The sequence below is a fragment of the Thalassolituus sp. UBA2009 genome (assembly GCF_002335285.1).
In the GTDB taxonomy this organism is placed as follows: Bacteria; Pseudomonadota; Gammaproteobacteria; order Pseudomonadales; family Oceanobacteraceae; genus Venatoribacter; species Venatoribacter alkanivorans.
Map to the genome: position 1 here is coordinate 9,001 of NZ_DDCJ01000018.1, position 11,070 is coordinate 20,070.

Annotated in this window: 13 protein-coding genes; 5 read left to right on the top strand and 8 right to left on the bottom strand. The window is 57.4% G+C overall.

Annotated features, from left to right (window positions below):
- Positions 1-335, bottom strand: a 335-nt coding sequence (dut, locus tag B3P58_RS01845) for a dUTP diphosphatase (protein WP_286715665.1), incomplete at its 3' end; no start/stop codon positions are given.
- Between the two features lie 16 nt (positions 336-351).
- Entirely contained in the window at positions 352-1,578 is a 1,227-nt protein-coding gene (gene coaBC, locus B3P58_RS01850; protein WP_225691199.1) for a bifunctional phosphopantothenoylcysteine decarboxylase/phosphopantothenate--cysteine ligase CoaBC, read from the bottom strand.
- 126 nt (positions 1,579-1,704) lie between these two features.
- On the opposite strand from coaBC, the gene radC reads away from it, so the two are divergent.
- The 5 genes from radC to B3P58_RS01875 all read left to right on the top strand — a co-directional run bounded on the left by radC (position 1,705) and on the right by B3P58_RS01875 (position 5,098).
- Complete coding sequence (radC, locus tag B3P58_RS01855) at positions 1,705-2,379, top strand: RadC family protein (protein WP_286715668.1); 675 nt, start codon at positions 1,705-1,707, stop codon at positions 2,377-2,379.
- A 185-nt stretch (positions 2,380-2,564) separates the two neighbouring features.
- On the top strand, positions 2,565-2,801 hold the full coding sequence (gene rpmB, locus B3P58_RS01860; protein WP_145467587.1) for a 50S ribosomal protein L28: 237 nt from the start codon (positions 2,565-2,567) through the stop codon (positions 2,799-2,801).
- Between the two features lie 11 nt (positions 2,802-2,812).
- Entirely contained in the window at positions 2,813-2,971 is a 159-nt protein-coding gene (gene rpmG, locus B3P58_RS01865) for a 50S ribosomal protein L33 (protein WP_145467589.1), read from the top strand.
- Between the two features lie 396 nt (positions 2,972-3,367).
- Positions 3,368-4,177, top strand: coding sequence for a bifunctional DNA-formamidopyrimidine glycosylase/DNA-(apurinic or apyrimidinic site) lyase (mutM, locus tag B3P58_RS01870; protein ID WP_286715673.1), 810 nt, complete (start codon positions 3,368-3,370; stop codon positions 4,175-4,177).
- A gap of 93 nt (positions 4,178-4,270) precedes the next feature.
- Positions 4,271-5,098 (top strand): outer membrane beta-barrel protein, encoded by an 828-nt coding sequence (locus B3P58_RS01875; protein ID WP_286715675.1) that lies wholly within the window; start codon positions 4,271-4,273, stop codon positions 5,096-5,098.
- Positions 5,099-5,163: 65 nt separating this feature from the next.
- Here the strand turns inward: B3P58_RS01875 and elyC are convergent, their stop codons facing one another.
- The 6 genes from elyC to B3P58_RS01905 all read right to left on the bottom strand — a co-directional run bounded on the left by elyC (position 5,164) and on the right by B3P58_RS01905 (position 10,902).
- Entirely contained in the window at positions 5,164-5,901 is a 738-nt protein-coding gene (gene elyC, locus B3P58_RS01880; RefSeq protein WP_286715677.1) for an envelope biogenesis factor ElyC, read from the bottom strand.
- Between the two features lie 19 nt (positions 5,902-5,920).
- Complete coding sequence (ggt, locus tag B3P58_RS01885) at positions 5,921-7,699, bottom strand: gamma-glutamyltransferase (protein WP_286715679.1); 1,779 nt, start codon at positions 7,697-7,699, stop codon at positions 5,921-5,923.
- 94 nt (positions 7,700-7,793) lie between these two features.
- Complete coding sequence (locus B3P58_RS01890) at positions 7,794-8,051, bottom strand: YfhL family 4Fe-4S dicluster ferredoxin (RefSeq protein ID WP_145467597.1); 258 nt, start codon at positions 8,049-8,051, stop codon at positions 7,794-7,796.
- 23 nt (positions 8,052-8,074) lie between these two features.
- Positions 8,075-8,551: a pantetheine-phosphate adenylyltransferase gene (gene coaD / locus B3P58_RS01895; protein WP_145467599.1), complete on the bottom strand. Its 477-nt coding sequence runs from the start codon at positions 8,549-8,551 to the stop codon at positions 8,075-8,077.
- A gap of 155 nt (positions 8,552-8,706) precedes the next feature.
- On the bottom strand, positions 8,707-10,341 hold the full coding sequence (locus tag B3P58_RS01900; RefSeq protein WP_225691194.1) for a GMC family oxidoreductase: 1,635 nt from the start codon (positions 10,339-10,341) through the stop codon (positions 8,707-8,709).
- A 27-nt stretch (positions 10,342-10,368) separates the two neighbouring features.
- Positions 10,369-10,902, bottom strand: coding sequence for a twin-arginine translocation signal domain-containing protein (locus B3P58_RS01905; RefSeq protein ID WP_286715683.1), 534 nt, complete (start codon positions 10,900-10,902; stop codon positions 10,369-10,371).
- Between the last annotated feature and the right edge of the window lie 168 nt (positions 10,903-11,070).

Genomic DNA, 11,070 nt, shown 5'->3' on the forward strand with positions numbered 1-11,070 from the left:
ACATCGATGGTGAAGCTGTCTTTGCCACGGTTCCAGCAGCTGACCATCAGCTCGCCCTGATAATCAGAGTCGATCAGACCAACCAGATTGCCAAGTACGATGCCGTGTTTATGGCCTAGGCCAGAGCGCGGCAGAATCATGGCAGCCAGACCCGGATCTTCAATATAGATTGCCAGACCGGTACGGATAAGCTGAGTTTCACCCGGATGCAGAGTCAGGGGCGCATCCAGACAGGCGCGCAGATCCAGTCCGGCGGAGCCGGTGGTAGCGTATTCCGGCAGTGGGATGCTGTTGCCCAGACGTTCATCCAGTACTTTTACCTGTAACTTTTGCATTGTCATTCTGTCCGCATTAAGAGATTTTTTGTGTCTGGGTCTGCTGATAGCGGTGTGCGATCAGCTCGACCAGTTCGCGCGCCAGTGCCTGTTTACTCATCTGGGCAAAGCTCTGCTGGTTTTCTGCCCAGAAAACAGTGACGGCATTCTGGTCGCTGTTAAAGCCGATTTCGCTCAGGGAGACGTCATTGGCGACAATCATGTCGAGATTCTTACGCACCAGCTTATCGCGGGCGTAGACATCCACATCCTGGGTTTCTGCCGCAAAGCCCACGGTAAAGGGGCGCAGTTCGTGGGCGGCCACGGTGGCGACCACGTCGGGGTTTTTCACCAGCGTCAGTTCCATGCTGTCAGCTGATTTTTTGATCTTCTGGTGAGCGGCGGTCATCGGCCGGTAATCGGCGACGGCGGCCGCGGCGATAAAAATATTGCAGCGACCAAGCATGGCCAGTGAAGCATCCAGCATATCGCGGGCGCTTTCGGTGCGTACGCAGTTGACGCGTTCCGGTGCCGGAATCACCACCGGGCCGCTGATCAGCGTTACTCTGGCGCCGGCATCACGGGCGGCAGCGGCAATGGCGTAGCCCATCTTGCCGGAACTGTGATTGGAGATATAGCGCACCGGATCGATGGCTTCGCGGGTTGGACCGGCAGTGATAACGACTTCCAGCCCGGCCAGCAGACCGGTTTCAAACAGATCTGCGGCGTGGGCGGCAATCTGCTCCGGCTCCAGCATGCGGCCGGGGCCGACATCGCCACAGGCCTGCACGCCTTCGGCGGGGCCAAACATATGCAGTTTGCTGCCTTTAAGGTCGGTCAGGCGGGCGATATTGGCCTGAGTAATAGGTTCGCGCCACATCGCCTGATTCATTGCCGGAGCCAGAGCTATTGGAGCCTCGGTTGCCAGGCAGATGGTGGTCAGCAGGTCATCGCCGGAACCCTGGGTCAGGCGGGCAATAAAGTTGGCCGATGCCGGGGCTACCAGCAGCAGATCTGCCCACTTGGCCAGCTCGATATGGCCCATGCCGGCTTCGGCTTCCGGGTCGAGCAGAGCGTGATGTACCGGGTTACCGGATAAGGCCTGCAGGGTCAGGGGAGTAATGAATTCCATGGCGCCGGCGGTCATAACAACCCGCACTTCGGCTCCGGCTTTCTTCAGAATCCGCACCAGTTCGGCGGCTTTATAGGCGGCAATCCCACCGGTGATTCCGAGCAAAATACGCTTATTACAGAGTTGTTGCATGGCTGGTTTCACGCTGACTAGAATGAGCCTGAGTATATAAGGAAGCGTATGACAAGTCTGCAACGCAGCGGAGTGCGGTTGTCAGACTTATGACTCAGTAAATCACAGACCTGCAGGGAGGTAGGGATGGCGATATGTGACTGGCCCAGCGCTGAGCGGCCAAGGGAAAAACTGTTGGCGCAGGGCGCCGGCAGTTTGTCGGATGCCGAGCTGTTGGCAATTTTTCTGCGTACCGGGGTAAAAGGCAAAAGTGCCGTCGATCTGGCGCGTGAGCTGCTGCAGGAATTCGGCAGTCTGCGCGCCCTGCTGACCGCCGATTTAACCGCATTCTGTAAGCCGCTGGGCCTTGGCAGTGCCAAATATGCCCAGTTGCAGGCGGTGCTGGAAATGGCGCGGCGACACCTGGCGGAGCAACTGGCCCGTGGTGATGCCTTAACCAGTCCTGATCTGACCCGGCAGTATCTGCTGGCTCAGTTGCGTGATCGCGATCATGAGGTGTTTGCCTGTCTGTTGCTGGATAATCAGCACCGGGTACTGAAATACCACGAGCTGTTCCGCGGCACCATCGACGGTGCGGCGGTGTATCCGCGTGAGGTCGTTAAGCTTGCTCTGAGCCATAGCGCCGCCGCCGTGATACTGGCGCACAATCATCCGTCCGGTGTGGCCGAACCCAGTCACGCTGACCGGGCACTGACCGACCGCTTACAGCAGGCACTGGGGCTGGTGGATATCCGCGTGCTGGATCATCTGGTGGTGGGTGACGGGCACTGCGTATCCTTTGCCGAACGCGGCTGGATATAATTCGCGGGCGCGCCTGCCATTCGTATAAAAAATAAGCTTTCGCTTGCGACGGCCGGGGCGTTTTGGTATAAAGCGCAACTCTTTTCAGCCAGGGCCGTCGCGAATCAAGATTTTGATGACGAACGCCCACGGTTGGTAACGAATTTCCAATTTGTTCGATACAGTTAAAAATCGGGGCGAGATCAATGTCTAAGGTTTGCCAAGTTACAGGTAAAGGTCCTGTAACCGGGAATAACGTTTCCCACTCAAACATTAAAACCAAGCGCCGTTTTCTGCCTAACCTGCAACAGCACCGTTTCTGGGTAGAAAGCGAAAACCGTTTTGTGCGTCTGCGTATTTCTACCAAAGGTATGCGCATCATCGATAAGAAAGGTATCGATGCTGTTCTGGCAGAACTGCGTGCACGCGGCGAAAAAGTCTAAGGAGACCTGTTATGCCACGCGATAAGATCCGTTTAGTGTCTAGTGCCGGTACCGGTCACTTCTACACCACTGACAAAAACAAGCGCACCATGCCTGAGAAAATGGAGATCAAAAAATTTGATCCTGTGATCCGTCAGCACGTGATGTATAAAGAAGCCAAAATTAAGTAAGCTTCTTTCGCTTGAAAAGAACCCGGCCTGTGCCGGGTTTTTTTATGGCCGCCATCCATGGCGGCCCCCCTGCGGGCCGTGCTGCGCACGTTAAGCACTGCTCCTGCTGTGCTTTGATGTCCGCGTCCGTCACGAGTAACCAGGCGGCCACTCAGTGGGCCGTGCTGCGCACGTTAAGCTCTGCTCCTGCTGTGCTTTGATGTCCGCATCTGTCACGAGTAACCAGGCGGCCACCCTGCGGGCCGTGCTGCGCACGTTAAGCACTGCTCCTGCTGTGCTTTGATGTCCGCGTCCGTGACCAACAACCAGACGGTCATCCTGCGGACTGTGCTTGCTTCGCCTCATCTTTCTCTCTTCTGGCATAATCGCGTTTTTACTCAGACGTCTGACATCCTTATGCCTGAACTACCTGAAGTCGAAACCACCAAGCGCGGTATTGAACCCTGGCTGCTGAATCAGCGTATTGAGCGTGTGGTGGTGCGCCAGCCACAGCTGCGCTGGCCGGTGGTGGATGAATTAAAACTGCTGGAAGGCCAGACTGTGCGTGGTCTGAGTCGTCGGGCGAAGTACATTCTGGTGGAGACCGATATCGGCACCGCGATCTGGCATCTGGGCATGTCGGGTTCGCTGCGTCTGGTCGAGCCCTCTGCGCCGGCTGGTAAACACGATCATATCGACTGGCTGCTGGGTAATGGCAAAGTGCTGCGTTACCACGATCCGCGCCGTTTTGGCGCTTTGCTGTGGATTGAGCCCGGAACCGACAGCGATCATTTAACCCACCTCGGGCCAGAACCCTTATCCGATGACTTTACCGCCGAGTATCTGTTCCGCCGTTCCCGTGGCAAAAGTCAGGCGATCAAAACCTTTGTGATGGACGGTAAGGTGGTGGTCGGCGTCGGTAATATTTACGCCAACGAGAGCCTGTTTCTGGCCGGTATTCGTCCGGCGACGGCAGCCGGGAAAATCAGCCTGGCGCGCTATGAGCGTCTGGTCAGCGAAATTAAACAGGTGCTGGCGCGGGCGATTGAACAGGGCGGCACGACTCTGCGTGATTTCGTTGGTGGCGATGGTAAGCCGGGTTACTTTGCCCAGCAGCTTTTTGTTTACGGCCGTGGCGGTGAACAATGCAAGGTGTGCAGCAGCGTGCTGAAAGAAATCCGCCAGGGCCAGCGGGCGACGGTTTATTGCCCGGCCTGCCAGCGTTAACCTGCTGCAAAGCCCATACCGCCAGCCGTGACGAGGCGCGCAGGTGCTGATATAGTCAGGCCTATTCGCATCTGCATCAAAAGAGGAAGAACAATGCAACTGATGGCGACCTTACGGACTTCGGTAAATATTGCTGTGGCCACCGCATTGCTGGGCATGAGTTCTCTTGCCAGCGCTGAACGGATTGAAGAAAGCCCAAGCGCTGGTGCCATGGTGGCAGATGCAGTGATTGCCCGTCCGTTGTATTTCGTATTATCTCAGGCCGGTGCATTGATTTACGGCGCCACACTGCCGTTTACCCTGCTCGGCGGCAATGCTGATCAGGCGGCGGAAACTCTGGTAGTAACGCCTTTACAGGCGGCTTTCGTGCGTTGTCTGGGCTGTGGCAAGATTGAAAACGAAGTGGGCTCCCTGAACGAAGGTGACGGCAAACGTATCCGTCACTTCGTTATGCTCAGCGGTGGTGCTGCGCAGCTGGATACGGATGGCGAAACCGGTAACGGTGCCACTTATGGCTTGTATCTGGGTACTCATTTTGAGCTGACCGATAAGAGCCGCTTTGATGTGATGCTGGGGGCTAAGCGTCTGGCGGAAACAGAGATCAAAGCTTCCACAGGCACATTCAAAGATTCGGCAACCTCTTATCAGATCGTCAGCCGCTTTGGCCGTGAAGTCTTCGGCAATGTGGATCTGATGTTCAAATTGGGTGCCCATCACTGGTCAGCCGAGCGCAAGCTGAACACCGGCTCGAAGGGCGATACCTCCGGTAACGATTTCCTCTGGGGTGTAGGTCTGGATACAGGCTTGGGTGACAAGCTGCGTGTAGGTCTGGATTACACCAGCTACTCGATGGAAAACAAAGATGATGGTTATGACGCCGATATCGATACGCTGGATCTGAACGTCAGCTACCTGTTCTGATAATCAGGTTGTGATAAAAAACGCCGGGCACTGCCCGGCGTTTTTGTTTCTGCTTTTTGTGCGGCTCAGATACTTTTCAGCCACTGCCAGAGCTGGCCAATGCCTTCGTACATGGCTCGTTCGCTTTTCAGTGCTGCCCGCGCCTCAATACGCCAATCGCTGTTATCGGTACTCAGACGTACCGCTGGCGCAGGTATTGGCTGCAGTCCCTGACGCTGAAAAAACACCAGCGCCCGCGGCAGGTGCGAGGCTTCGCTGATCAGTGCAAAGCTCTGCCCGGTCAGGAAGGGCGTCATCAGCTGTGCTTCTTCTTCGGTATCTCTGGCTTGCGGGAATGTGCGGATGCGCTCCGCAGCGACCCCCATGCTCAGTGCGATGTCACGCATAACCTCAGCATGGGGGCGGCTGTCGTTGCCGGCATAACCGGAGACAAACAGCTGCGCCTGCGGATTTGCAGCCAGAATGCGCAACCCTTCGCTCAGGCGGAACAGTGAGCTGGAACACAACTGCGCGGCTGGCGGCATGCTGTCATCACTGGCGTGACATCCGCCCAGTACGACTACAATGCTGACCGGTTGTCTGAGATCGAAGGCAGGGAAGTCATCTTCAAAAGGTGCCAGCCAGCGATCTGCAAACGGATGCCAGCTGGTCAGGGCAAGCCACAACGCGGCGACACTGATCAGCCCTTTGCCCAGCGCCGGACGGTGCTTAAGCAGTAACAGTCCGGCCAGCAGTGCGATCAGCGTCAGCGGAATGGGCATCAGCAGCATGCCGACGATTTTCTTCAGGGTGAACACGATCATTGTGCTTGAGCAACTTTATTCATGGCTTATGTTCCGGATTCACGACAGCGCTGCCGATACCACGCGGGTCGGAGGCGGCCGTCACCTGCTGTTTGCGCTTATCCCATAGGATCGCCTGCATATTGCCGTACTGGCGTCCTGCGGTCTGCAGGCGGTGCCCCATACGGGTCAGGGCAACCTCCTGCTGCGCGCTGAAAGCGCCGGGTTCGTGTTGCAGTACATCCGGCAGATACTGATGATGAAAACGCGGGCGGCTGACCCAGTCACTTACCGCTTTGCCCTGCAGATGTTCCAGCGTGCCCAGCAGCACCATGCTGATAATACGGCTGCCACCGGGGGTGCCGATAATCGCGGTTTGCTGCGGGCTGTTGATAATGGTCGGTGTCATGCTCGACAGTGGCCGCTTACCCGCGGCGATGGCGTTGGCTTCGTTACCGGTCAGGCCATAGGCGTTGGGTGCGCTTGGCTTGGCAGAGAAGTCGTCCATTTCGTTATTCAGCAGAATTCCTGTTCCGGCGGCGGTGAAGGCCGAGCCGAAGGGCAGGTTAATACTCAGCGTGGCCGAGACCATATTGCCGTCTTTATCCAGCACCGACAGATGGGTGGTGTGGAAGCCTTCGTTAAGGTTTTTTGGCCCGGCCAGATCAAGGCTCGGAGTGGCCTGTACCGGATCGATACTTTCGGCCCAGGCTTGTGCCCGTGCTTCAGATAACAATCCGGATACCGGTACATCGACAAAATCCGGGTCGCCGAGAAACTCGGCGCGGTCACGGTAGGCGCGGCGCATCACTTCGGTTAACAGGTGGGTCTGATCCACAGGCGTCATGGTCTGCCAGCTAAAGTGACTGAGCATATTCAGCATCTGCACAATGGCGATACCGCCGGAGGATGGAGGTGGTGCACTGATAACTTCCAGCGCACCGTAACGCACGTGTACCGGCTCGCGTTCGACCACGCGGTAATTGGCCAGGTCTGCGGCTGTCCACTCGCCGCCGTTGCTGTTCACCGCTGAAAGCAGACGCTGCGCAACCGCGCCTTTATAAAAACCATCGAAGCCATTATTGGCCAGCGCTTCCAGTGTCTGTGCCAGCTCGGGTTGCTGCAGTTCAAAGCCCGCAGCCGGAATGTCGTTGTTATCGAGAAACAGGCGTGCACTTTCTTCATAGCGGCGTACCGCCTGCAGACGGTAGCCCATCAGCATGCGGTAGTGCTCGTCCACCGCGAAGCCGTCGCGGGCCTGTTGAATGGCTGCACGCAGCGTTTTCTTTAACGACAGCTCGCCATAGCGTTCGCTGATATAGGCAAAGGCGGCGGCCTGGCCGGGAATGGCTGCAGCGGTTGCACCGTTGACCGCTTTGTCGCGGTTTACGCTGCCGTCGGCGTTCAGATAGTAGTCGCGATGGGCGGCAGCCGGGGCGGTCTCCCGGGCGTCGATAAAGCGGTACTGTGCTGCTTTGGCGTCGTACAGCAGCCAGAAGCCGCCGCCACCGATACCGGCACTGTAAGGCTCAACCACGCCCAGACTGGCGGCCACGGCAATGGCGGCATCAAAGGCGTTGCCACCCTGTTCCAGTACCGCCATACCGGCGGCGGTTGCCAGCGGGTGTGCACTGGCAATAGCGGCCTGGCCGGGAGCGCTGTTGTGGCTGCTGGCTGCGCTGGTGGGCGCGCTGGTGGGCGCGCTGCTGCGTTCGGCTCCGGCAGTGTTCTGTGGTGTACTGCAGGCGCTGAGTAACAGGGCAAACAGCAGTGGAATCAGGGTCAGCGGACGCGACGCAGTATGTAACATCGGGCGCATAAAAAAGGCCTCCTTGTGGGAGGCCTTAGTGTGTGGGAGGTCAGTCAGCGGTGCAACCGTCGTGGTGCAGGCTCCGCGTCTGCTTCCGCGCTGATCAGGCGATTTTTTTGCCGGTCAGTTTTTCGTATTTGGCTTCCAGTTCTTCCTGGGTTTCCATACGGTTTTCATCCTGTGGAATACAATCCACCGGACAGACTAACTGGCACTGTGGCTCGTCGTAGTGGCCAACACATTCGGTGCACTTGGACGGGTCAATCTCGTAAATTTCTTCGCCGGCAGAAATAGCTTCGTTCGGACATTCCGGTTCGCATACATCACAGTTGATGCATTCGTCAGTGATAATCAGGGCCATGACTTACCTCCGTCAGGGGCGGGTTAATTCACACATTTCTTCAGGGCTTTGGCTACCTGAGGATTTACAAAATTGCTGACATCTCCGCCCAGTGAGGCGATTTCTCTGACCAGCGTAGATGAAATGTAAGAGAAGTGCTCAGCCGGAGTCAGGAACAGACTTTCCACGTTCGGCGCCAGTACACGGTTCATATTGGCGAGCTGGAATTCGTATTCAAAATCAGACACCGCACGCAGACCGCGCAGGATGATGTTGGCGTTTTTCTCTTTAACGAAATCAGCCAGCAGGTTGCTGAAACCAACCACTTCAACGTTGGCCAGATGGCCGAGTACGCTGCGTGCCAGATCGACACGGGTTTCGAGGTCCAGCATCGGCTTTTTCTTCGGATTGTCGGCCACCGCAAGAATGATGTGGTCAAACATACGCGCCGCCCGTTCGACCAGATCGGTATGACCGTTGGTGATCGGATCGAACGTGCCAGGGTAGACAGCAATATTCATGAATGAGCCTTCTGCGTGCGCTGGAAATGCGCCGCATAGTAAACAAAAGCCGCACGGCAAACAATAAAACGCTGGCGGCTGTTACGTGCAGGGGCGGATAACAAGGGTAAGTTTGCCGTGGATCAAATGATCCACGGCAGCTGACAGAGGAATCGTCAGGCGCTGGCTTTGATGGTTTCCAGCAGTTTGTTGGCCTGCTTGCAGGCCAGACCATAGATCGACAGCTGTGGGTTAGCGCCGATACTGGTCGGGAAGGCCGAACCGTCAAACACATAGAGGTTATCGAGGTGATGGTACTTACCATGACTGTCGACCAGACAACGGCTCTGGTCCTCGCCCATGGTCAGGCCACCCATGCAGTGAGCAGAACCGGCGGTAAAGGCATTGGAGCGGAACTCCAGCTGACTGATACCGGCTTTGGCCTCTTCCCAGCTGCGGAACCACGGCGAATCAACGTGGGAGGCGCGTACCGCTTTGGCACCGGCAGCAAACTGAATTTCAGCCATGGTCAGCCAGGAGCGTATTACCCCGTCCCACAGGTAGTCGTTGATCTCGTAGTCGATGATCGGCGTGCCATCGGAGGCCAGCTCAATGCTGCCGCCTTCGCTGTCGGCGTGGAAGCCGTCGCGCAGCAGGGCAATCATGGCGTGCAGGTTCGGCAGCTTGCTGATGTCCTCAAAGTGCTGAGCACCATGGCCGAGCAGCAGTACTGAGGTCAGCCCCGGCTGCAGTGGTGGCACTTCGAGTTTGTAGCCCACTTTGCCGCTGACTTCGAGCCACTGGAAGTGGTCGGAGTAAATCGACTGTGGCGCGCCATAGTAAGGATCGATCACCTGTTCGAATTCGGCAAAGCAGAAGGTGGTCGGATGGAAGAAGGTACGCTTACCGATACGCTTGTGCGGGTCCGGTGCTTTGGAGCGCAGCAACAGCGCCGGGCCGTTGATCGCACCACAGGCCATCACCACGTGCGGCGCTTTGGCGACGAAGCTTTTACCGCTTGGCTGATAATCACGGCCCAGTGCGGTGACTTCCACGCCCAGTACTTTGCGGCCTTCCATAATCAGGCGTTCGGCACGGGCGCTGTACACCAGCTCAGAATGGTTATCCAGCGCCGCCGGAATGGTGGTGACCAGCATGGATTGCTTGGCGTTGGTCGGACAGCCGGTACCGCAGTAACCGAGGTTCCAGCAGCCGGATACGTTACGCGGTATCACATGCCAGTCGATACCCAGCTGAGTGGCGCCGCGGGCCAGTACCGAGTTGTTTTCGTTGGGCGGTACCTGCCACGGAGCAACGTTCAGGCGCTGTTCCATCTTCTCGAACCAGGGGTCCATTTCAGCGCGGCTGAAACCTTCAACGCCAAACTCCTGCTGCCAGTAGTCGAGGGTCGGTTCCGGGGTGCGGAAGCTGGAGGTCCAGTTGATGACGGTGGTGCCGCCAACGCAGCGACCCTGCAGGATCGACATCGCGCCGTCTTTGCTCATGCGCCCGGCGCTTTCCTGATACAGGTCGCGGTAGGCTTCACGCTCGTCCATGCGGAAATCGTTGGTGCTTTTCAGCGGGCCTTCTTCCAGCATCAGTACTTTCAGTCCGGCCTTGGCCAGAATCTCTGCGGTGGTACCGCCACCGGCGCCGGTACCGATAATGATGACGTCGGCTTCGATGACGCTGCCGTCGGCGACTTCGGTCGATTCACGTACGTTCCAGCCGTTGGCGATACCGTCCAGAATGGGATCGGGAATACCGGCAACCACCGGGATATCGGGCTGGCGTTGATTATTATTCTGCATTGCCTTGTCTCTTTTTATTCTGTGTTATCAGGCCGGGATTTTCTTTGGCGCGCCCGGGTAGCCGCTGCTGACAAAGGTTTCTGGCTGAGAGTACCAGCACATGGTCAGAAGCTTACACAGCGAGCCATAGCCCATGCGCTTCAGCTGGATGTTGCTGGTTTTCCAGTCCTGTAAAAAAGCTTCAATCTGCCCGGCGCTGGCCTCACTCCAGCTGCCCCATTGCGCGCCCATGGCGGCACGGATCGGAGCAACCTGCATGACGTCCAGCAGCTGTATCAGCTGGCTTCTGGAATAGTCTTCGAGGGTGCCGATCAGGGTGTCCAGCGCTTGGGTCAGGCGCACCGGAGCGTCTGCAGCCAGTGTGCCGGGATAGCTTTTATTCAGAATCACCGGCGCCAGCGCGCTGAGAAATTCAATATCGCCGGCGCGCAGCAGCTTGTAGCCTTCGGCGGCAGGCACCTTGCTGCAGCCGGTCAGGCCGGCCAGCGAGGCGCCCACGGTCAGTGCCGCAGCGGAGCTGGCACTGAGTTGTAAAAATCCACGACGGGAGGTGTTGAACATAAAACGCCTCCTCAGCGGATAAACAGCTTGCGGATCAGGCCCTGAATCGCGCCGCCGTACGGTGGGTAGATAAACTGTCCGCTGTTAAAGCGGCCTTTGCGGTGTACCGCTTTGGCTTTCGACAGTGCGATAAATCCTTCTTTACCGTGGTAATGACCCATTCCGGAC

Coding starts and splice junctions, on each gene's coding strand:
- mutM (WP_286715673.1), top strand. CDS start 3,368: ATGCCTGAACTACCTGAAGTCGAAACCACCAAGCGCGGTATTGAACCC.
- elyC (WP_286715677.1), bottom strand. CDS start 5,901: ATGATCGTGTTCACCCTGAAGAAAATCGTCGGCATGCTGCTGATGCCC.
- B3P58_RS01890 (WP_145467597.1), bottom strand. CDS start 8,051: ATGGCCCTGATTATCACTGACGAATGCATCAACTGTGATGTATGCGAA.
- coaD (WP_145467599.1), bottom strand. CDS start 8,551: ATGAATATTGCTGTCTACCCTGGCACGTTCGATCCGATCACCAACGGT.
- rpmB (WP_145467587.1), top strand. CDS start 2,565: ATGTCTAAGGTTTGCCAAGTTACAGGTAAAGGTCCTGTAACCGGGAAT.
- coaBC (WP_225691199.1), bottom strand. CDS start 1,578: ATGCAACAACTCTGTAATAAGCGTATTTTGCTCGGAATCACCGGTGGG.
- rpmG (WP_145467589.1), top strand. CDS start 2,813: ATGCCACGCGATAAGATCCGTTTAGTGTCTAGTGCCGGTACCGGTCAC.
- B3P58_RS01900 (WP_225691194.1), bottom strand. CDS start 10,341: ATGCAGAATAATAATCAACGCCAGCCCGATATCCCGGTGGTTGCCGGT.
- radC (WP_286715668.1), top strand. CDS start 1,705: ATGGCGATATGTGACTGGCCCAGCGCTGAGCGGCCAAGGGAAAAACTG.
- B3P58_RS01875 (WP_286715675.1), top strand. CDS start 4,271: ATGCAACTGATGGCGACCTTACGGACTTCGGTAAATATTGCTGTGGCC.
- B3P58_RS01905 (WP_286715683.1), bottom strand. CDS start 10,902: ATGTTCAACACCTCCCGTCGTGGATTTTTACAACTCAGTGCCAGCTCC.
- ggt (WP_286715679.1), bottom strand. CDS start 7,699: ATGCGCCCGATGTTACATACTGCGTCGCGTCCGCTGACCCTGATTCCA.